At 71.7% G+C, this 19,432-nt stretch carries 19 protein-coding genes; 15 read left to right on the top strand and 4 right to left on the bottom strand.

Going from position 1 to position 19,432, the window contains the following annotated elements; all coding sequences use genetic code 11:
* Window positions 1–152: 152 nt before the first annotated feature.
* Both MTBUT4_RS14650 and MTBUT4_RS14645 read right to left on the bottom strand, forming a co-directional pair.
* Entirely contained in the window at window positions 153–2,357 is a 2,205-nt protein-coding gene (locus MTBUT4_RS14650) for an ATP-binding protein (protein ID WP_173980437.1), read from the bottom strand.
* The gene (locus MTBUT4_RS14645; RefSeq protein ID WP_173980436.1) at window positions 2,354–3,367 is read right to left on the bottom strand and encodes a cytochrome-c peroxidase; all 1,014 of its coding nucleotides are present in this window, start codon (window positions 3,365–3,367) and stop codon (window positions 2,354–2,356) included. Before MTBUT4_RS14645 ends, MTBUT4_RS14650 begins: the two co-directional genes overlap by 4 nt.
* A 142-nt stretch (window positions 3,368–3,509) precedes the next feature.
* On the opposite strand from MTBUT4_RS14645, the gene ruvX reads away from it, so the two are divergent.
* The 11 genes from ruvX (at window position 3,510) to MTBUT4_RS14590 (ending at window position 14,618) form a co-directional block, all read left to right on the top strand.
* Window positions 3,510–4,016: a Holliday junction resolvase RuvX gene (ruvX, locus tag MTBUT4_RS14640; RefSeq protein ID WP_173980435.1), complete on the top strand. Its 507-nt coding sequence runs from the start codon at window positions 3,510–3,512 to the stop codon at window positions 4,014–4,016.
* A gap of 70 nt (window positions 4,017–4,086) precedes the next feature.
* The gene (locus MTBUT4_RS14635; RefSeq protein WP_173980434.1) at window positions 4,087–4,485 is read left to right on the top strand and encodes a bacteriohemerythrin; all 399 of its coding nucleotides are present in this window, start codon (window positions 4,087–4,089) and stop codon (window positions 4,483–4,485) included.
* Between the two features lie 63 nt (window positions 4,486–4,548).
* Window positions 4,549–5,406 (top strand): hypothetical protein, encoded by an 858-nt coding sequence (locus tag MTBUT4_RS14630; protein WP_173980433.1) that lies wholly within the window; start codon window positions 4,549–4,551, stop codon window positions 5,404–5,406.
* 105 nt (window positions 5,407–5,511) lie between these two features.
* A complete protein-coding gene (locus MTBUT4_RS14625) occupies window positions 5,512–5,745 on the top strand; it encodes an AbrB/MazE/SpoVT family DNA-binding domain-containing protein (RefSeq protein WP_173980432.1) in 234 nt (77 codons plus the stop codon).
* Complete coding sequence (locus MTBUT4_RS14620; RefSeq protein ID WP_173980431.1) at window positions 5,742–6,125, top strand: type II toxin-antitoxin system death-on-curing family toxin; 384 nt, start codon at window positions 5,742–5,744, stop codon at window positions 6,123–6,125. The genes MTBUT4_RS14625 and MTBUT4_RS14620 overlap by 4 nt, the downstream gene beginning before the upstream one ends.
* A 91-nt stretch (window positions 6,126–6,216) precedes the next feature.
* Entirely contained in the window at window positions 6,217–7,257 is a 1,041-nt protein-coding gene (argC, locus tag MTBUT4_RS14615; protein ID WP_173980430.1) for an N-acetyl-gamma-glutamyl-phosphate reductase, read from the top strand.
* Window positions 7,258–7,475: 218 nt separating this feature from the next.
* Window positions 7,476–8,015, top strand: coding sequence for a gamma carbonic anhydrase family protein (locus tag MTBUT4_RS14610; protein WP_173980429.1), 540 nt, complete (start codon window positions 7,476–7,478; stop codon window positions 8,013–8,015).
* Between the two features lie 40 nt (window positions 8,016–8,055).
* Entirely contained in the window at window positions 8,056–9,687 is a 1,632-nt protein-coding gene (locus MTBUT4_RS14605) for a hypothetical protein (RefSeq protein ID WP_173980428.1), read from the top strand.
* A complete protein-coding gene (locus tag MTBUT4_RS14600) occupies window positions 9,684–11,063 on the top strand; it encodes a hypothetical protein (protein ID WP_173980427.1) in 1,380 nt (459 codons plus the stop codon). Before MTBUT4_RS14605 ends, MTBUT4_RS14600 begins: the two co-directional genes overlap by 4 nt.
* Window positions 11,064–11,111: 48 nt before the next feature.
* On the top strand, window positions 11,112–11,288 hold the full coding sequence (locus tag MTBUT4_RS14595; protein WP_173980426.1) for a hypothetical protein: 177 nt from the start codon (window positions 11,112–11,114) through the stop codon (window positions 11,286–11,288).
* Between the two features lie 288 nt (window positions 11,289–11,576).
* Window positions 11,577–14,618: an AsmA family protein gene (locus tag MTBUT4_RS14590; protein ID WP_173980425.1), complete on the top strand. Its 3,042-nt coding sequence runs from the start codon at window positions 11,577–11,579 to the stop codon at window positions 14,616–14,618.
* 3 nt (window positions 14,619–14,621) lie between these two features.
* Here MTBUT4_RS14590 and MTBUT4_RS14585 read toward each other — a convergent pair whose 3' ends face one another.
* Entirely contained in the window at window positions 14,622–15,074 is a 453-nt protein-coding gene (locus MTBUT4_RS14585) for an ETC complex I subunit (protein WP_173980424.1), read from the bottom strand.
* A 62-nt stretch (window positions 15,075–15,136) separates the two neighbouring features.
* On the opposite strand from MTBUT4_RS14585, the gene MTBUT4_RS14580 reads away from it, so the two are divergent.
* Window positions 15,137–15,838: a VWA domain-containing protein gene (locus MTBUT4_RS14580; RefSeq protein ID WP_173980423.1), complete on the top strand. Its 702-nt coding sequence runs from the start codon at window positions 15,137–15,139 to the stop codon at window positions 15,836–15,838.
* Between the two features lie 90 nt (window positions 15,839–15,928).
* On the opposite strand, the gene MTBUT4_RS14575 is transcribed toward MTBUT4_RS14580, so the two are convergent.
* Window positions 15,929–16,165: a CDGSH iron-sulfur domain-containing protein gene (locus tag MTBUT4_RS14575; protein WP_173980422.1), complete on the bottom strand. Its 237-nt coding sequence runs from the start codon at window positions 16,163–16,165 to the stop codon at window positions 15,929–15,931.
* Between the two features lie 101 nt (window positions 16,166–16,266).
* Here MTBUT4_RS14575 and MTBUT4_RS14570 point away from each other — a divergent pair, with 101 nt between their 5' ends.
* The 3 genes from MTBUT4_RS14570 to MTBUT4_RS14560 all read left to right on the top strand — a co-directional run bounded on the left by MTBUT4_RS14570 (window position 16,267) and on the right by MTBUT4_RS14560 (window position 19,344).
* Window positions 16,267–16,995 (top strand): molecular chaperone DnaJ, encoded by a 729-nt coding sequence (locus MTBUT4_RS14570; protein WP_173980421.1) that lies wholly within the window; start codon window positions 16,267–16,269, stop codon window positions 16,993–16,995.
* 154 nt (window positions 16,996–17,149) lie between these two features.
* The gene (gene galU / locus MTBUT4_RS14565) at window positions 17,150–18,022 is read left to right on the top strand and encodes a UTP--glucose-1-phosphate uridylyltransferase GalU (RefSeq protein ID WP_173980420.1); all 873 of its coding nucleotides are present in this window, start codon (window positions 17,150–17,152) and stop codon (window positions 18,020–18,022) included.
* A gap of 17 nt (window positions 18,023–18,039) precedes the next feature.
* Window positions 18,040–19,344: a UDP-glucose/GDP-mannose dehydrogenase family protein gene (locus MTBUT4_RS14560; protein WP_173980419.1), complete on the top strand. Its 1,305-nt coding sequence runs from the start codon at window positions 18,040–18,042 to the stop codon at window positions 19,342–19,344.
* Window positions 19,345–19,432: the final 88 nt, after the last annotated feature.

Genomic DNA, 19,432 nt, shown 5'->3' with positions numbered 1-19,432 from the left:
CCCGCGAAGGCGGGGACCCAGGGGTGCACCGGCTTCTTGTCCGCGCCTCCTGGGTTCCCGCCTTCGCGGGAACGACGGCATGCGCTTTCCGAACCACACCCCACAAATCCGTGATGAACCACAATCAATCCTGACAACACGGTCCCGGCCCCCTACTCCAGCGCCGCCACCGCCGGCAGCCAGACGTGCACGGTGGTGCCCTGGCCGGGGGTGGAGTCCAGCCACAGGCGGCCGCCGTGCAGGCGGGCGATCTTGGCGCAGGAGGCCAGGCCCAGGCCGGCGCCGGGATAGGTGGCGCGGGGGTGGAGGCGGGAGAACGGGGCCAGGACGCGGTCCAGGTATTCGGCCTCGATGCCGATGCCGTTATCGGCCACGTCCAGGCGCCAGCCGCCGCCGTCGGGGGCGGCGGACAGCTCCACCCGCGCCGGCGCGTCGGGGCGGGCGAACTTGACGGAATTGTCCAGCAGGTTGCGCAGCAGCATGATCATCAGCACCGGGTCGCCCAGGATGGTGGGCAGCGGGCCGATGCGGATGCCGGGCACCTCGACGTCGGCGCGGTGCAGCTCGGCGATGGCGGCCCGGGCGGCGGCGGCGCAGTCCACCGGCACGAAGGCCTCGGTCTGGCGCGAGGTGCGGCCATAGGCGACCAGTCCGGCGATCAACAGGCTGAGCTGGCGGGCGCTGGCGGCGATCTCGTCCAGGGTGACGCGCAGCTCGGCATCGCCGGCGGCGGGCAGCTGGCGTTCCAGCCGCTGGCAATAGGTCACCACCGTGCGGGCCGGCTCCTGCAGGTCGTGCGAGGCGGCGTAGAGCAGGCGCTCGTAATCGGTGCTGGCCTCGAGCAGCAGATCGGCGTTGCGGCGCTGCTGGGTGATGTCCTCCTTCAGCGCGATGAAATGGGTGATCTGGCCGGCCGGATCGCGCACCGGCGAGATGATGGTGTTCTCGCGGAACAGCTCGCCGGTCTTCTTGCGGTTGACCATCTCGCCGCGCCAGGTCAGGCCGGCGGCGATGGTGGTCCACATTTCGTGGTAGGTCGCCTCGGGCACCTCGCCCGATTTGAGGATGCGCGGGGTGTTGCCCACCGCCTCGGCGGCGGAATAGCCGGTCAGGCCCTCGAAGCGCGGGTTGACGTACTCGATCAGTCCCCTGCAATCGGTGATGACGATGGCCAGCGGGCTCTGCTCCACCGCCGCCCACAGCTTGCGCAGCTCGGAATCGGCGCGGTGCAGGTCGGTGACGTCGGTGAACAGGCACACCATGCCGCCGTCCTCGGTGGGGCGGGCGCGGAACAGGTGCCAGCGTTCCCCGCCGGCCTGGTACAGCAGGCCGCTGGCGGCGGCGGGCGAGGCGGGCGGACCGTCGCCGCTCTCGACCCGGATGCCGGCGGCGGCCAGACCGGCGGGCAGTGCAACCAGGCCATCGACCGCCGCCCCGTCCAGCAGCGCGGTGAAGCCGGCATTGCTGACCACCCGGCGGCCGGAATTATCGAACAGGGCGAAGGCGTCGCCCAGGCTGCCCACCGCGGCGACCAGCCGGCTATGGGCGGTGGCGGCCTGGCGGTGGGCGCGGTCGAGGCGCGAGATGGCCCAGCCCAGGGCGGCGAACAGGGCCATGGTCGCCCCCTGCAACGCGCGGATCAGCCAGGTCATCTGCCGCTGGCGCTGGGCGAAGACCTCCATGTAGCGGTCTCGGGCGGCGGCCAGGGCGCTGCGGGTGTCGATGCCGAGATAGGCCTCGATGGTGTCGCGCAGGGCCTCGCGCGCGTGCAGCAGCGAGCGGGCGTGCTGGGCGACGTGGGCCTCGGTCGGATCGGCCGATCGCGACAGCGCGTCCAGCAGCGGCGCGATGGCGGCAGCGGCACCGCCGCGCTCGGTCTCGCCGCCCAGCAGCCGGATGATGGCCGATTGCAGCAGCGCCAGCCGCTCGGGGGGCACGCGGCCCTCGAGGGCGGCGACGGCGAAGGGCACATAGGCCTGTTCCTTGAGGGTGAACGAGGTCAGCGCCTTGGCGTCTTCGGCGGCCATGCGCTTGTTCTCGATCCGGCGGCCGTATTCGCCCAGCGCGTCGGCGATTGCGGCGACCAGGGACCGGTCCGCCTGCAGCCGCCCGAGATGGGCGAGCAAAGCGCGATCGTGCTCGACCACGGTGTCGAAATGGGGCAGCAGCCCGACCATGGCCTGCAACAGGTCGCGGTCCATGCTGGTCTCGGCCTGCTCGACCGCCAGGAAGGTCGCCACCACCTCGGCATGGCGGCCGGCATCCACCTCGCTGCGGTCGGCGGCGGCCAGCATCGCCGCGAAGGCCAGCAGCGCGGCGGCGAACACCGCCAGGACGCGATGGTTGGCACCTCTCATGGCGGCAGCCGTTCGGGATCGACCAGCGAGGCCAGGAAGGCCGCCACCAGCCGGATGTCGCTCTCGGGCATGTCGCGGCCCAGCTGGTGGCGGGCCATCAGGCGGATGGCTTCTTCCAGGGTGGCGACGCTGCCGTCGTGGAAATAGGGCGCGGTCAGCGCCGCCAGGCGCAGCGACGGCACCTTGAAGACGAAGCGGTCCCTGTCCCGCCCGGTCACCTTGAAGCGGCCGAAATCGCTGTCGGTCAGCGGCCGGCCGCGCTCGGCGAACCAGTCGCCGAAGAAGCCGAAGCGCTGGTAGAGGTTGCCGCCCACGTTGGCGCCCTGGTGGCAGGCGGCGCAGCCATAGGATTTGAACAGGGCGTAACCCCGTTTCTCGGCGTTGGTCAGCGCCGCCTCGTCGCCCAGCAGCCAGCGGTCGAAGCGGGAGCCGGTGGTCACCAGCGTCTTCTCGAAGACGGCGATGGAGTCCAGCACCGCCTCCATGGTCACCGGCCGGCCGTAGAGGGCATGCAGGTCCTCGGCATGCACCGAGGCCTCCAGCCGGGCCAGCACCTCCGGCCATTGCGCCCCCATCTCCACCGGGTTGGTCACCGGCCCCGCCGCCTGGTGCTGCAGGGTGGCGGCGCGGCCGTCCCAGAACTGGGCGAGGTTGAGGGCGGCGTTGTAGACGGTGGGGGCGTTGCGCACGCCCAGCGCACCGCCGATGCCGGCCGAAACCGGGCGGCCGTCCATGCCGGCGCGGCCGAGATCGTGGCAGGTGGCGCAAGCGATGGTGCCGTCGCGCGACAGGATGGGATCGTGGAACAGCCGCCGGCCCAGATCGACCTTGGCGGGGTCGAGTCCGCCAATGGGCGTCAGAGGCCGGATCGGCTCGCGCAGGCGAACCACGGCCGGGCCGGATCTTTTCGATCCCTCGGCCGATCCCTCGGCGCCGGCCGCCACCGGCTGTGCGAACCCCAGGACGACGACCATCCCCACGGCCGCCAGCCTGGCGAGTACCTGAGTCATACCTGTCCCCGGAATAACTCCCGACCAAAAGTATTAGCATCCCTACGCCGAAAGGGAATGGGTTTGTGCGCATGCCTCGCCGTCGATTGCGCGCATCGGCGCCGCCCTTGCGTCGGCGGCGGTTCTCGCCCAGGCTGGCGCCATGCCCGTGCTTGCCCTTGCCGACCTCGACCCGTCCCTGTCCCGCGACGCCCGCCTGCTCGGCCTCGACCTGGGGACCAAGACCATCGGGCTGGCGTTGTCGGACGTCCGCCGGTCCATCGCCTCGCCCTTCGAGACCCTGCGCCGCAGCAAGTTCACCAAGGACGCCGAGGCGTTGCTGGCGGTGGTCGATCGCCACGGAATCGGCGGGCTGGTGGTGGGGCTGCCGGTGGAGATGGACGGCCGCGAGGGGGCGCGCTGCCAGTCGACCCGGGCCTTCGTACGCAACCTGCTGGCCTTGCGCGATCTGCCGGTCTGCCTGTGGGACGAGCGGCTGTCCACCGCGGCGGTCACCCGCACCCTGCTGGAGGCCGACGCCTCACGCGCGCGCCGCGCCGAGGTGGTGGACAAGATGGCCGCCGCCTACATCCTGCAGGGGGCGCTGGACGCCATGGCGGCACGCATTGTCACAAATCAACACTTGCAGGACCCCTATTCGAAAGGATAGGTTTGATTGGCTTGCTGCCGTCCGCCCTCTGGCGCGACGGCTTTTTTTGTCCATCGTGGAGGATTTTCGGATGCTTGCGTGGGAAGACGGCTACCGGATCGGCCACGTGGACATGGACGCCCAGCACCTGATCCTGTTCTCGCTGCTCAACCAGATCGACATCAACCTGCAGGCGGGCATGACCAAGCGCTGCGCCGTCGATCTGCTGGGGGCGCTGACCGCCTATATCGAGTACCACTTCGCCCACGAGGAAGCCCTGATGCTCTATCACGGCTATCCCGGCCTCGATGCCCATGCGGCGACGCACCACACCTTCGTCGCCGAGGTGGCGCGGCTGCGCTGCAAGCTCGACTCCGGCGACGTGGCCGCCGCAACCGAGGAGATGCGCAAGGCGGTGCTGGACTGGCTGCTCGGCCATATCCTGGAAACCGACACCGATTACGTCCGCTTCATCGCCGCCAAAGGATGAGGTTTGCCGCCGCTTGCCCGCCGGCCAAAGGGCGCGTAAGGTGCCGCGCGGGGAGATGAAAGCGTGATTGGCAAAGCCTGGATGTTCTTCGCCGGCGTCGTCTTCGCCACCTTCATCCTGGTGGTGACGTCGCCGTTGTTGATCGTCGGCCTGGGGGCCCTGGCGTGGTCCCGGCACGGCGAATCCTATAGCGCGCTGTCGGGAGAATCGGTGTTCGGCCTGCGCGACTCCGGCGGCGGACTGGACGGGCGCATGGTCAATGTCGGCTTCCACACCGTGATGGTCCCGGTGGCCGGCGATCCCCGCCCGCGCCGGCTGCTGCTGCGGCTCGAGGTGGTGGATTCCGACGTCTTCGCCACCGGCCCGGCCGAGGGCCGGGTCCGCCTCGACGCCTGGCCGCTGGACGGCCCCGAGCAGATCAGGAGCGCCGCCCTCTACACCGTCATCGCCCCGGGTCGCGCCGCCAGCATCGAGGGCGACGGCACCCTGGTGGTGGAGCGCGGCACCCGGCGCAGCGTCTATGCCCTGTCCAGCGGGGAGTGGCTTTACGATGCCGACGTACCGGCCACCTCGTTCACGCTGGAGGGCGAGCGCCGCCGCGTCGTCGCCATCAGCGGCGCCGAGGACGACATGCCGCCCGGCAGCATCGCGGTGCTGACCTACGCCACCAACCAGACCGCGCTGAAGCGGGTGATGCTGACCGCCGACGACGCCACCCGCGCCCGCCTGCTGCGCAGCTCGGTGGCGATGACGCGGCCGGTGCCGCGCATGGAGGATGCCAGCCGCCGCACCATCGACCTCAATCTGGCGGCCGGCACCGTGCGCATCCCCATCGACGGCGACAGCCTCGACCTCGCCCGCGCCCAGCTTCCCGCCGGCCTCGGGCTGGTCGAGATGAATCCCTGGGTGGCGGCGCGGTAGCCAAGGCGGACCGAGGTCCGCCGCCCGGCGCTTGAGGGCGCACAACTTGACCTCCGAGGCCTGACGGCCTATGTTGTAACCATCGTTGCAACATAGGCCGTCGCCATGCTGAAGACCACCGCCAAGCTGTCGCCGCGCGGCAATTCGCTCGCCGTCACCATCCCCAAGGACATGCTCGAGGCCGCCGGCCTGCGCCAGGGCGACGAGCTGTCGCTGCTGGCCCGCGACGACGGGGTGATCGAGATCCGGCATGCCGCCCCGGGCGAGGCCGATCTGGAAGCCGCCTTCGAGTGGAGCCTGGGCCGCTATCCCGACACCTACCGCGACCTGGCCAAGTGACCTGGCGCTGGGTTTCGCCCCATCTGGCGGTCAGCTGGCACGCCCGGCTGATCGGTCTTTACGGCGGCGCACCGGGCATCCGCGACCTGGGCCTGGTCGAGGGCGCCCTGGCCCGGCCGCGCAACCTGGTGGCATACGAGGGGCCGGACGTCACCACCGAACGGCTGGCGGTGCTCTACGGAATCGGCCTCGCCAAGGCCCACGGCTTTGTGGACGGCAACAAGCGCATCGGCTTCGCGGCCATGGTGGCGTTCCTCAAGGCGCACGGCCGCATTCTCGACGTCACCGAGGCCGAGGCGACCCGCGTCATGCAGGAGGTGGCGGCCGGCACGATGGGTGAGGCCGAGCTCGAACGATGGCTGCTGGCCCATTGCCGGTGAGCGGGCGATGTCTCCGCCCCTTGGCTGTCACCCCCGCCCCTGCTATCGTCCGCCCTCCATCGGTTCGCACATGCAGCGGAGGGCAGACGAGATGGCCGAGGTCAAGGTCGCGATCCTGGGAGCCAGCGGATATACCGGCGCCGAGCTGGTGCGCCTGCTCGCCCGCCATTCCGGTTTCTCCATCGCCGCCATGACCGGCGACCGCAAGGCCGGCATGTCCATGGCGGCGGTGTTCCCGCATCTGGGCGGCCTCGCGCTACCCGACCTGGTGGCCATCGCCGATGTGGATTTCGCCACGGTGGACGCGGTGTTCTGCTGCCTGCCCCACGGCACCACCCAGGAGGTCATCGCCGCCCTGCCGGCCCATGTCCGCACGGTGGACCTGTCGGCCGATTTCCGGCTTTACGACCTCGAGGCCTACAACACCTGGTACGGCCATCCGCACAAGGCGCCGGAGTTGCAGAAATCCGCCGTCTACGGCCTCACCGAGCTGAAGCGCGACGCCATCCGGGACGCCCGGCTGGTGGCCAATCCCGGCTGCTACCCGACCTCGGTCCAGTTGCCGCTGGTGCCGCTGATCAAGGCCGGGCTGATCGAGACCGCCGACATCGTCATCGACGCCAAGTCAGGCACCTCGGGGGCCGGGCGCTCGGCCAAGGAGGCCAACCTCTATTGCGAGGTCACCGAGGGCATCCACCCCTACGGCATCGCCAGCCACCGCCACGCCCCCGAGATCGAGCAGGAGCTGGCGGCGGTGGCCGGCACCCCTGTGATCGTCAGCTTCACCCCCCACCTGATGCCCATGAGCCGCGGCATGCTGTCGACCATCAACGTCCGCCTGGCCAAAGGCGCCAAGGCCGCCGACCTGCGCGCCGAGTGGAGCCGGGTCTATGCCGGCGAGGCCTTCGTGCGGGTGCTGCCGGACGGCGCCGCGCCGCACACCAGGCACGTGCGCGGCTCGAACCATTGCCTGATGAACGCCTTCGACGACCGCCTCCCGGGCCGCGCCATCATCGCCGCGGTGATCGACAATCTGGTCAAGGGCGCCTCGGGCCAGGCGCTGCAGAACATGAACCTGATGTTCGGCCTGCCCGAGACTGCCGGCCTCGACCAGCAGCCGCTGTTTCCGTAGGGGTGGGTCCGGAAGGCCCGCCGGCCTCTCATTCGGGCCTCACCCTGAGGAGGCCGCGCCAGCGGCCGTCTCGAAGGGCCTGGCCCGTCGCCCGCCGCCCGGTCGCGCGTCCTTGGACCGCCTCGTCCTTCGAGACGCGTCCCGGACGGGCCCGCTCCTCAGGATGAGGCTACGGAGAGAGCGACTTGAAGTTCAACACCGCACCACAGAGGGTTCCCATGTCGCCGCTGATCCTGCCCTGGAAGGGCGTGCTGCCGACCATCGCCGACGACGCCTTCGTCGCCCCCAACGCCACCGTGATCGGCGACGTGGTGATCGGCGCCGGCTCGTCGGTATGGTTCGGCTGCGTGGTGCGCGGCGACGTCCACGAGATCCGCATCGGCGAGCGCACCAACATTCAGGACGGCACCGTGGTGCACGTCACCGGCGGCAAGTTCGGCACCTATATCGGCTCCGACATCACCATCGGCCACGGCGCCATCCTGCACGCCTGCACCCTCGAGGATGGCTGCTTCATCGGCATGGGCGCCACGGTGATGGACGGGGTGGTGGTGGAATCGGGGGCCATGGTCGCCGCCGGGGCGGTGGTCACCCCGGGCAAGCGGGTGAGGACCGGCGAAGTGTGGGGCGGCAACCCGGCCAAGCTGATGCGCCCGCTGAAGCCGGAAGAAACCGCCTTCTTCCCGCACTCGGCCGCCAACTACCAGATGCTGGCCGCCGGCTACCGCGCCGACCTTGCCGGGGCCGACCTTCCCTAACCGGTTGCGCATCCGATCCCGGCACGCCTATCTTCTGCGCATGAGCGACGAACAGTCCAAGGCCGGCCTGCTGCACCGCATCGCCAAGCCCATCGCCCGCCTGGTCAAGGGCGGCGGCGCGGTGGAGGCGGCGCCGCGCAAGGAGCGCGCCGGCAGCGCCGGGCGCGGCGGCCAGCCCTTCTCGCAGGCGCTGACCGACGAGGATTTCCGCCTTGCCGTCGACCAGCTGGTGCAGGAGCAGGACGGCCGCTTCGGCGTCAAGCTGCAGGTGGTCTCGCTGGTCGAGTTCCGCGAGGCGGTGGGCGAGCGCTGGAGCAAGGTCGCCGACAAGGTGATGATGATCGCCGAGGGGGTCATCAACCTGCACCTGGGGGCGGGCAACATGTTCACCCGCCAGGGCAACGACATGTTCGTCCTGCTGTTCCGCAACACCCCGCCCGACGAGGCCCGGCGCCGCACCCTGGCCATCGCCCAGGAATTGGGCACCCGGCTGGTCGGCGACCAGTTCGAGGGGGTCGAGCAGCCGCTGGCGCTGGCCGCCGAGCTGGATGCCGCCGAGGCCTTCCAGCCCGGCGGCGTGCTCAACCTGGGCAAGGTGCACGCGGCGGTCAGCGCGGTGCGTTCGGTCATCGTCCGCGACGTCGCCGACACCGCCTCGCGCGCCTGGGTGCCGCGGGCGGCCGCTCCCGCCGCCGCCGAGGCGCCGCGCCGGCACATGATGCCCTCGGCCCCGGCGCCGGCCGCCCGCCCGGCGCCGCCGGCCTCGCTCACCGGCCTGATCGACGGGCGGGCCAGCGGACCGGAACCGCAATGGAAGCCGCTCGATCCCCGCCGTGATCAGCGCGAGCGCGACTGGAACGCGGTCGCCGTCGATCCCTCGGTGCCGCTGCCGGCCGCCGGGACCGAGGACCTGCCGCCCGAGTCCAAGCTCACCATGCTGTGGCGGCCGACCTGGGTCGCCGCCGGCGAGGCCATCGGCGCCTATATCGCCCGGGTCGTCCGCCACGACTTCCCCGAGGCGGCGCCGCTGGAGGGCTCGGGCGCCTATGCGCGCCTCGACGCCCCGTCGTGCCAGACCATCGACCGCTTCGGGGTGGCCGGGGCGGTACGCGATTTCCGCGTCTCCGACAACGCCGGCAACGGCTCGACGGTGGTGATCCCGATCCACTGGGCCACCCTGAGCGCGGCCAACCGCATGGAATTCCTCGCCCCCTTCGCCGACATCGCCCCCGCCGCCCGCGGCGCCCGGGTGATCATCGACCTGTTCGGGGTGCCCGAGGGGGTCGGCGACAAGGCCCTGGCCGAGGCGGTGCGCGCCGCCAAGCCGCTGTGCCGCGAGGTCGCGCTCAGGGTCCGCCTGGCCAGCGTCAACACCCGGCTGGCCTCCGATTGCGGCGCCAGCCTGATCGGCGTCGACATGTCCGAGCTGACCGAGGCCGAGAAGACCGACGACCAGCACCTGATCGCGTCGCTGGCGCGCCTGCTCGCCACCGCCCGGCGCGCCGGGCTGGGCGCCTATGTCTGGAACATCCGCCGCCGCCCCGCCCTTTACGGCGCCATCCATGCCGGCTTCGCCATGGTCAACGGCCCGGCCCTGATGAAGGACATCGCCCGCCCGGCCAAGCAGCTGCCGGCGCCGAAATCACGCTTCGTCGTCGCGCCGCCGCAGTGAGGGCGGCCGGCTCCAGCCTGGCGCTGGCCGCCGTGGTGGCGGGGGCCATCGTCCTCGCCCTGACGCGGTGGGAGACGGCCGGCTGGGTCACCGGCGCCGCCCTTCTGCTGTACCTGCTGCTCGAGGGCGGCAAGGTCGGCCGCACCGGCCGGCTGACCCTGACTCTCGCCGCCCTGGCCAGCGCCGCCGCCCTGGCGCTGCGGCCGCACCCCATCGACCTGGCCGTCCATGCCGCCGCCCAGGCCGGCGCGCTGGTCGGGCTGTTCGTCGCCCTGGGGATGCTGCGCCAGGCCGCCGAGAGTTCGGCGCTGATCCAGGCCTGCGGCGACGTCATGGTGCGCCAGCCGCCGGGGCGGCGATACCTCGCCTTGACCCTGGGCGGCCACCTGGTCTCGGTGGTGCTGAACTTCGGCATGCTGCCGCTGCTGGGCACCATGGTGCTGCGCGGCAACACCCCCGAGGCGGCGGGCGGCGACCTGCGGGTGGTGGCGGTGCGCACCCGCCGCATGCTGTCGGCCCTGCTGCGCGGCTTCGCGGTGATGACCGCGTGGTCGCCGCTGTCGGTGGCCTTCGTGGTCACCCAGAGCGCCGTGCCCGGCATCGCCTGGTGGCATCTCCTGCCGCTGCAGGCGGTGCTGGCGGTTGCCCTGCTGATGCTGGGCTGGTGGCAGGACCGCCGTCAGTTCCCGACGCCGCCGCGCCCCGAAATCTCCCTCTCCGACTGGCGCCCCCTGGGCCGCCTCGCCCTGCTGGTGGCGGCGGTGGTGGCCGCTGCGCTGGGCATGGCCGAGCTTCTTGGCGTGCGGGTGGTGGTGGGGGCCATGCTGGCGGTGCCGCTGGCGGCGCTGGCCTGGCTGGCGCTGCAGATGAGCTCCCCGGTCGCCGCCGCCGGCGCCCTGTCGCGCCGCCTGGCGGTGGCGCTGCCGGCCTTCCGCGACGAGACGGCGATCCTGGGCGGCGCCATGTATCTTGGCACCATCCTGGCCGATTTCGTCCCCGCCGGCGCCATCGCCGGCACGGTGGCCGGACTGGGACTGCCGGCGCCGCTGGTGGTGGTGCTGCTGGCCTGGTCGGTGATGGCGCTGGCCCAGATCGGGGTCAACCAGATCGTCACCGTCACCCTGTTCGGCGGCGCCATCGCCGAGTTGGCGCCGCTGGGGTTGCCGCCGCTGGCGGTGGCCAGCGGGCTGATGGGAGCCTGGGCGCTGTCGGCCTGCTCGACCCCGGCGGGCGCGGCGGTGCTCACGGTGGCGCGCATGGCCGGCGTGCCGCTGACCGAGGTGATCCGTACCTGGAACGGCCGCTACGTCCTGGCCGGAGCGGCGCTGCTCGGCCTATGGCTGGTGGCGTTATGCACAGTTCTGGACAAAACCTGACTCCAAAGTGTAATGTTCTTGCTCCCTTTTCGCCCCGGAGAGGCTGGGATGGCGAAACCGAAGCACCGCGTCGAGACCGACGAACAGGAAACCCTGGCCGAGGCCATGCGCCGTATCGAGGCCATGGCCGCCGAATCCGAGGCCGAGACCGCGGACCAGGCCCCCTCGAGCATCGAGGATCGCCTGCGCCGCCTGATCGAGGGCCTGGACGGGGACTCCCGGTAGTACACCGTCGTCCCCGCGCAGGCGCATCGGCGCCAACCCAGAATCCCGCGTTTCCGTAGCCTCATCCTGAGGAGAGCGCGCAGCGCTCGTCTCGAAGGAAGAGGCGGGCCACGGGCGCCCTGCCACGGGCCTCGTCCTTCGAGACGCCGCCTGCGGCGGCTCCTCAGGATGAGGCCCGAATGAGACGACGCCATCTCCCAACGAAGTAGGCCTTCCAGGGGACGAGCCGGGGTTTGAAGCCGGGGCGCCGGCCACGTACACTCGCATCCGCAGCTGCGGAGGGTGCCGGTGAAGACCTGGGCCAAGATCACGATCGGAGTCGCGGTGGCGGCGGTGGCGGCTTTGGCCGTGGGACCGGCGCTGATCGGGGCCGAACGCTGGCGCGGCACCGTCGCCGCGCGGCTGAGCGAGGCCACCGGCCGCGACGTCGCCATCGCCGGCCCCATGAGCCTGCGCCTGATCCCCTCGCCCGCGCTGTCGGCCGAGGACATCCGCATCGCCTCGCCGGCCGGCGCCGAAGGGCCGCCGCTGGCCGAGATCGGCCGCCTGCGGGTCAGCGTCCGGCTGCTGCCGCTGCTGGCCGGCCGGGTCGAGGTGTCCGCCCTGACCCTGGACCGCCCCCGCATCAACCTTGTCCGCTACAAGGACGGCAGCGCCAACTGGCAACTGGGCGGACAGGCGGCGGAGGAACCGGCAGCGGAGGCCGGCCGCCGGCGCCTGCAGACCGAGCCGTCGCCGCCGGCCGAAGCCGGGCGGGAGCTGTCCATCAACGACCTGGTCATCCACGACGGCACCGTGACCTACGGCGACGCCAAGGCGCCGACGGTGACGGTCGAGGCGGTGGCGGCCCGCATCGCCATCGGCGGGCTTGCCGGCCCGTTCTCGGGCGAGGGCAGCGCGCGGGTCCAGGGCCACCCGATCGGCTTCCGCGCCGATCTCGACCGCGTCGCCGCCGGCCGCGGCTCGCCGGCGGCGCTGCGGGTGACGCTGCCCGACAGCGATGCCAGCCTCGCCTTCTCCGGCCTGCTCAGCCGGCTGTCGGGGGGCGAGACGCTGCGCGGCCGCCTGTCCGCCGAAGCCCCCGACCTGGGGGCGGCCCTGGGCCGCTTCGGCATCGCCGCGCCGCTGCCGGCGGCGACCCCGTTCAAGGCCGAAGCCGAACTCAGCCTGGCCGCCGAGGAACTGGCCGCCACCGATCTGGTGCTGAACCTGGGCTCCGCCCGCGCCACCGGCGCCGTCACCGCCGCCCTCAACGGCACGCCGCGCATCGATGCCAGCCTGAAGGCCGGCGCCATCGACCTGGACGCCCTGATGGCGGCGCCCCCGGCCCCGGCCCGGCCGGCCCCGGCCGCGCCATCCCCGCCGGCCCAGGCTCCGGCCCAATCCGCCGCGCCGCAGGCGGCGGCCGGCGGCTTTTCGCTTCCCCAGGACATCTTCGCCACCCTGCAGGCCGAGGTCGAGGCGCTGTCCTGGCGCGGTCAGGTGATCCGTCAGGCCCGGGTGCAGGCGACCCTGGATTCGGGCGAAGTGGTGGTGCAGCGGGCGAGCGCCCAACTGCCCGGCGGCACCGCCCTGGCGGCCGAGGGCACGGTGATGGCACGCCAGGGCCGGCCGGCCTTCGACGGCTCACTGGAACTGGGCTCGGACAATCCCTCGGCCCTGCTGGCCTGGGCCGGGGCCGGCGGCGACCTGCTGGCCGGGCGGCCGGGACGGCTGACCCTGGCCTCGCCGGTCAAGGTGGACTGGCCGAATCTGGCGCTGCCGGGCTTCCGCGCCGCGCTGGGCAAGGATTCGGCGCGCGGCGCGCTGGCCCTGGCGCTGGGCACGCCGCTGGCGGTGGACCTGGACGCCACCGTCGAGGGAGTCGGCCCGCTGGCCTTGAAGGGCACCGTGGCATCCGGGGCGGTCGATCTCGCCGCCCGGGCCTTCGGCGCTTCCGCCACCATCCAGGGCACCCTGGGCGCCAGCACCGCGCTGGCGGTGGCGGCGCGTCACCCCGACCTGCTGCAGGCGCTGCGCCGCTTCGCCCCCGACTACCGCCCGCGCGGCCCGCTGGGGGCGTTCGACCTGGCCGCCACCGTGACCGGCGGCGGCAACGCCTACGACGTAAGCGGCCTCACCGTATCGGCCGGGTCCAACCGTCTGGCCGGCGAGGCCCGGGTCGAGACCGCCGGGCCGCGCCCGCGCGTCATCGCCCGTCTGAGCGGCGAGTCCATCGACCTCGATCCCTTCCTCGCCCCCCGCCGCACCGGCCGGGCGGCGCCCGGCGGCCCGCGCCTGCCGCCCGTCGATGTCCTGCCTGCCCCGCCGCCGCTTCCGGCGGCGGCGTCCCCGGCCGGCGCGGCGCCGTGGTCGCGCGAGCCCCTCGACCTCGCCGCCCTGCGCGGCTTCGACGCCCAGTTGATGCTGGAGGCCCGCTCTCTGGCCGGCGGCGGCTGGCGGCTGGACACGCCCAAGGCCAACGCCACCCTGGCCGACGGCGTGCTCGCCCTGGACAGCCTGACCGGCACCCTGATGGGCGGCGCCCTGACCGCCTCGGGCCGCCTGAACGCCGCCGCCGCCTCGCCCGGCCTGTCCGGCCAGTTCGCCATCGCCGGCGCCGAGATCGGCGCCCTCGGCCTGGGGGCCGGCGCCATCAAGGTCTCACGCGGGCGGATGGAGGCGCAGGGCCGTTTCGCCGCCAGCGGCCGCTCGACCCAGGACATGGCCTCCAGCCTGTCCGGCGACGGCCGCCTGCTGGTGAGGGACGGCACCATCGACGGCTTCGACCTGCCGGCGGTCAGCCGCCAGCTGAAGACCATCGAGACTATCGGCAGCCTGCTGGGGCTGGCCCAGTCGGGCCTGTCGGGCGGCTCCACCCGCTTCTCGTCGCTGGCCGGCACCTTCCGGGCCGAGAACGGCGTGGTGACCACCCGCGACCTCCGCCTCGACGCCGAGGGCGGTGGCGCGACGGCGGTCAGCACCACCGATCTGGGGCGCTGGACCACCGCCACCGAGATCGCCTTCGCCCTGGCCGACAGCACGGCGCCGCCGCTGCTGGTGCGCCTTGAAGGACCCATCGGCAACCCGCGCAAGGTGGTCGATGTCAACGCCTTGCAGCAGCACTTGGTGGCCCGCGGCCTGGGACGGGCGCTGAAGGGCAAGGGCGGCGGCATCGTCGAGGGCCTGCTGGGCATCCAACGCGGCGATGGGCAACGCGGCGATGGGCAACGCGGCGATGGGCAGCGCGGCGAGCCGCAGCAGGGAACCGAGCAGCAGGGCCAGGCGGAAGAAAAGCCGTCGGGCAAACGGGTGCTGCAGGACCTGCTGAAGGGCTTCGGCGGGCGATAGCGGTTAATGCTGATAGATCGGCCGCGGCTCGCCGTCGGGGAAGGGCAGGAAGTTGTCGGCGTAGCTGCGCGTCCGGTGCCGGCGGACCGGGGGCTTCTGAACATCGGGGACCAGGCCGCGCCGCTGGCAATAGGTCAGCGCGGACTCCAGGTCGGCGAACGTCATCCGCACCTGCTGCAGCGGATCGGCCGAACTGGTCCAGCCCATCAGCGGCTCGATGCCCGGCCGCAGGCGCGGCTCGAACTCGACGATCCAGTCCGAGGTATGGGCCGGGCCGGACTGCACCGTGCCGGGGCTGCGGCGATAGACGCGGACCGGCGCCCCCGGCAGTTCCTCGGGCTCGGGGGTGAGGCCCACCTCCTGCGGCAGCACCTCGGTCTCGGGGGCGGCGCCCGGGGTCTCGGCGCCGCTGGGGGCGAAGCGGTTCAGTTCGGGATCGTCCACTTTCCGTGCCATGGCCGCCATGTGGGGATCGCCGGCACTGGCGCCAAGGCCGCCGCCGACCTATGTTGTCGGTCATGGCCGACAAGCTTCCCGCGTCCCCGGGGCGCGCCGAGATCGATGCCTTCCTGACCAAGGTGGCCGCCACCCCGCCGGTGTCGCGCGCCGGCCGCGGCCGCCTGATCTTCGCGCTGGACGCCACCGCCAGCCGCGAAGGCACCTGGCGCCAGGCCCAGGCCATCCACGCCGACATGTTCCAATCGGCAGCTTTGGTGGGCGGGCTCGACATCCAATTGGTGTTCTACCGCGGCATGGGCGAATGCAAGGCAGGGCCATGGACCTCGGACCCCGACAAGCTGCTGGGCCAGCTGCGCCGGGTCGCCTGCATCGGCGGCGAGACCCAGATCGCCAAGGTGCTCAAGCACGTCGCCGCCGAGACCGCCAAGGCCAAGGTCCACGCCCTGGTCTTCGTCGGCGACTGCATGGAGGAGAACGTCGACACCCTGTGCCGGCTGGCCGGCGAACTGGGGCTGCTGGGGGTGCCGGCCTTCCTGTTCCACGAGGGCCGCGACGAGGTGGCCGAGCGCGCCTTCCGCCAGATCGCCAAGCTGTCGGGCGGGGCCGCCTGCGCCTTCGACGCCTCGGCGCCGGGGCAATTGCGCGAGCTGTTGAAGGCGGTGGCGGTGTTCGCCGCCGGCGGCCGCAAGGCCCTGGCCGACCACGCCAGGACGGCCGGCGGCATGGCCCTGCGCCTGACCACGCAACTCCCCTCCCCTTGATGGGGAGGGGTCTTCACACCTTGCTCCCCTCCCCCGCGTGCGAAGCAGGCATTGTTGTACGGCGGGCTTCGCCCGCAAGGGGGGAGGGAGCTACAAAGCTTCGTGGCTGCCGTCGCAGAACGGCTGTTCGCGCGTGCGCTTGCAGGCGCACAGCCAGACGGTGCCGCTGGTCTCCGCCTTGAAGGATTTGGGCGCCATGTCGCTGCCCTTGTGGGCGCCGTCGCAGAACGGCTGGCGGGCGCTGCGGCCGCAGGTGCACCAGAAATAGGTCTTGCCTTCCTCGACCTCGACCTCGATGGGCTCTTTGCCCGCGATCACCGGATCCATGGTTTCCCCTCCCTGCCTTTGCGCGGAACGCGCACCCGGAAGATGGGACGTCTTGCGCGCGAAATCCAGACGCCGGCCGCGAAGCGGATTATATTGGGGCCATGCTGCCGCAGATTCTGTTCATCGTCGGGTTTCTGGTCGCCCTGTGGCTGGTCGCCGACTGGTTCGCCCGCACCCGCCCCGGCACCGCCGCCCGCGCCATGCGATGGCTGGGACTGGGCGGGCTGGTGGTGCTGGGGGCGTGGCTGGTGCTGACCGGCAAGCTGGCCGGCCTGTTCGCCGTCGCCGCCGGCCTGGCGCCGTGGATCATCCGGGCCATGCGGCTGCACGGGCTGTGGCGGATGCTGCGGCAATTGGGTATCCGCATGGGCGGCGGCCAGGCCCAGGGCGGCGGCACCAGCCGGGTGGCGACCCGCTTCCTGGCCATGGAGCTGGACCACGACAGCGGCCGCCTCGACGGCGAGGTGCTGGAGGGCAAGTGGCGCGGCCGCCGGCTGTCCTCGCTCAGCCTGGACGAGGCGATGGAGCTGTGGCGCCACATCCAGGCCGATGCCGATTCGGTCCAGGTCTTCGAATCCTGGGCCGACCGCACGTGGCCGGATTGGCGCGACACGGCGGGAGTGGGGAACGCGGCCGAGCCGCCACCGCCCGGGTCGGCCATGACCCCCGAGGAGGCGCGCGACATCCTGGGCGTCGGCCCCGGCGCCGGCGACGACGAGATCAAGGCCGCCCACCGCCGGTTGATGCTGGCCAATCACCCCGATCACGGCGGCTCCACCTGGATCGCCAGCCGCATCAACCAGGCCCGCGACGTGCTGCTGGGGGGGTGATGACGCCGGACACCTTCTCCCCTTGACCCTTTCGTGACGTTCCTCGCCCCCGTTGCGTCGGGCGCGCGGGCGTGGCACAACATGCGGCGTCCGGCCCGGCGCGGTCCCGCCCCCAGGTCCGCCCGCCGGCGAAACCTTAATGAAGGAGTTCCCGATGGCTCGTCGCGTGCGCAAGGCCGTGTTCCCGGTCGGTGGCATGGGTACCCGCTTCCTGCCCGCCACCAAGGCGATGCCCAAGGAGATGCTGCCGGTGGTGGACAAGCCGCTGATCCAGTACGCGGTGGAAGAGGCCGCGGCCGCCGGAATCGAGCATTTCATCTTCGTCACCGGCCGCGGCAAGAACGCACTCGAGGACCATTTCGACCACAACCCCGAGCTGGAGCGCACCCTGAAGGAGCGCGGCAAGCTCGACCTGGTCGAGGCGGTGACCAGCTGGATGCCCAAGTCCGGCCAGATCAGCTACACCCGCCAGCAGGAGCCCATGGGCCTGGGCCATGCCGTGTGGTGCGCCCGCGACCTGGTCGAGGACGAGCCCTTCGCGGTGCTGCTGCCCGACGATCTGATCCTGGCCAAGACCCCCTGCCTGAAGCAGATGGCGGCGGTCCACACCGAGGTCGGCGGCCACGTGGTGGCGGTCTCGGACGTCCCGCGCGAGCACACCAAGCGCTACGGCATCCTCGACGTGGAATTCGACAACGGCCGCATCGCCAAGGCCCAGGGCCTGGTCGAGAAGCCCGAGCCGGCGGTGGCGCCCTCGACCCTGTCGATCATCGGCCGCTACATCCTGCATCCGGCGGTGTTCGAGGTGCTGGACCGGCAGGAGAAGGGTGCCGGCGGCGAGATTCAGCTGACCGACGCCATCAGCCAGACCATCGGCATGGTGCCGTTCCACGGCCTGCGTTTCGAGGGCAAGCGCTTCGATTGCGGCGACAAGGTGGGCTGGCTGGAAGCCAACCTCGCCTTCGCGCTGGAGCGCGACGACATCGGCGCCTCGGTGCGCGAGGCCTTGAAGCAGTTCAGTTTCTGAATAGGGGATAGCGAGTCATGCGTATCGCCATGATCGGCACCGGCTATGTCGGCCTGGTGTCGGGAACCTGTTTTTCCGAGTTCGGCATCAACGTCACCTGCGTCGACAACGACACCGGCAAGATCGAGCGGCTGCACCGGAACATCATGCCCATCTACGAGCCGGGCCTGGATCAGATGGTGGCCGACAACGTCAAGGCCGGGCGGCTGACCTTCACCACCGACCTCAAGGCGGCGGTCAAGCAGGCCGACGCGGTGTTCATCGCGGTCGGCACGCCGTCGCGGCGCGGCGACGGCCACGCCGACCTGTCCTACGTCTATGCCGCCGCCGAGGAGATCGCCGACGCGCTGGACGGCTACACCGTCATCGTCAACAAGTCCACCGTGCCGGTGGGCACCGGCGACGAGGTCGAGGCGATCATCCGCAAGCGCCGCCCCGACGCCGAGTTCGACGTGGTCTCGAACCCCGAATTCCTGCGCGAGGGTTCGGCCATCAACGACTTCATGCGGCCCGACCGCGTCGTCATCGGCACCGAGTCCGACAAGGCCCGGGCGGTGATGAAGCAGCTCTACCGCGTGCTGTACCTGATCGAGACGCCCATCGTCTTCACCAGCCGCCGCACCTCGGAGTTGATCAAGTACGCCGGCAACACCTTCCTGGCGACCAAGATCACCTTCATCAACGAGATCGCCGATCTGTGCGAGAAGGTGGGCGCCGACGTCCACGACGTCGCCAAGGGCATCGGCCTGGACGGCCGTATCGGCAAGAAGTTCCTGCATCCCGGGCCGGGCTACGGCGGCTCGTGCTTCCCCAAGGACACCCTGGCCCTGGTCAAGACCGCCCGCGACTACGACGCGCCGCTGCGCATCATCGAGACCGTGGTCGACGTCAACGACAAGCGCAAGAAGGCCATGGCCGAGCGCGTGGTCGCCGCCTGCGGCGGCTCGGTCAAGGGCAAGACGGTGGCGGTGCTGGGCCTGACCTTCAAGCCCAACACCGACGACATGCGCGATTCGCCCTCGCTCGACATCGTGCCGGCCCTGGTCAAGGCCGGGGCGGCGGTGCGCGCCTTCGACCCCGAAGGGACCGAGGAGGCGAAGAAGCTGCTCACCGACATCACCTATTGCGACGACGCCTACGCCACCATGGCCGGCGCCGACTGCCTGGTGCTGGTCACCGAATGGAACGAGTTCCGCGCCCTGGACCTGTCGCGGGTCAAGGAGCTGCTGAAGGCCCCGGTGGTGATCGACCTGCGCAACGTGTGGGACCCGGCCGAAATGCGCGAGGCCGGCTTCGCCTATACCAGCATCGGACGGCCCTGAATTCCCCCCCCCTCCCCCCTTGTGGGGGAGGGTTGGGGTGGGGGGGAACCGCGTCGGCGCCAGAGTGTGCGACTCCACCCCGCCCCCT

The sequence above is a fragment of the Magnetospirillum sp. UT-4 genome, from assembly GCF_902729435.1.
Classification (GTDB): domain Bacteria; phylum Pseudomonadota; class Alphaproteobacteria; order Rhodospirillales; family Magnetospirillaceae; genus Magnetospirillum.
Note: the sequence above shows the minus strand (reverse complement) of the source record. Positions and strands in the feature narration are given on the sequence as shown.

What these genes read in the sequence shown, in the direction of transcription:
- MTBUT4_RS14650 (WP_173980437.1), bottom strand. Translation starts at nt 2,357, where the DNA reads ATGAGAGGTGCCAACCATCGCGTCCTGGCGGTGTTCGCCGCCGCGCTG.
- MTBUT4_RS14645 (WP_173980436.1), bottom strand. Translation starts at nt 3,367, where the DNA reads ATGACTCAGGTACTCGCCAGGCTGGCGGCCGTGGGGATGGTCGTCGTC.
- ruvX (WP_173980435.1), top strand. Translation starts at nt 3,510, where the DNA reads ATGCCCGTGCTTGCCCTTGCCGACCTCGACCCGTCCCTGTCCCGCGAC.
- MTBUT4_RS14635 (WP_173980434.1), top strand. Translation starts at nt 4,087, where the DNA reads ATGCTTGCGTGGGAAGACGGCTACCGGATCGGCCACGTGGACATGGAC.
- MTBUT4_RS14625 (WP_173980432.1), top strand. Translation starts at nt 5,512, where the DNA reads ATGCTGAAGACCACCGCCAAGCTGTCGCCGCGCGGCAATTCGCTCGCC.
- argC (WP_173980430.1), top strand. Translation starts at nt 6,217, where the DNA reads ATGGCCGAGGTCAAGGTCGCGATCCTGGGAGCCAGCGGATATACCGGC.
- MTBUT4_RS14610 (WP_173980429.1), top strand. Translation starts at nt 7,476, where the DNA reads ATGTCGCCGCTGATCCTGCCCTGGAAGGGCGTGCTGCCGACCATCGCC.
- MTBUT4_RS14605 (WP_173980428.1), top strand. Translation starts at nt 8,056, where the DNA reads ATGAGCGACGAACAGTCCAAGGCCGGCCTGCTGCACCGCATCGCCAAG.
- MTBUT4_RS14595 (WP_173980426.1), top strand. Translation starts at nt 11,112, where the DNA reads ATGGCGAAACCGAAGCACCGCGTCGAGACCGACGAACAGGAAACCCTG.
- MTBUT4_RS14585 (WP_173980424.1), bottom strand. Translation starts at nt 15,074, where the DNA reads ATGGCACGGAAAGTGGACGATCCCGAACTGAACCGCTTCGCCCCCAGC.
- MTBUT4_RS14580 (WP_173980423.1), top strand. Translation starts at nt 15,137, where the DNA reads ATGGCCGACAAGCTTCCCGCGTCCCCGGGGCGCGCCGAGATCGATGCC.
- MTBUT4_RS14575 (WP_173980422.1), bottom strand. Translation starts at nt 16,165, where the DNA reads ATGGATCCGGTGATCGCGGGCAAAGAGCCCATCGAGGTCGAGGTCGAG.
- MTBUT4_RS14570 (WP_173980421.1), top strand. Translation starts at nt 16,267, where the DNA reads ATGCTGCCGCAGATTCTGTTCATCGTCGGGTTTCTGGTCGCCCTGTGG.
- galU (WP_173980420.1), top strand. Translation starts at nt 17,150, where the DNA reads ATGGCTCGTCGCGTGCGCAAGGCCGTGTTCCCGGTCGGTGGCATGGGT.
- MTBUT4_RS14560 (WP_173980419.1), top strand. Translation starts at nt 18,040, where the DNA reads ATGCGTATCGCCATGATCGGCACCGGCTATGTCGGCCTGGTGTCGGGA.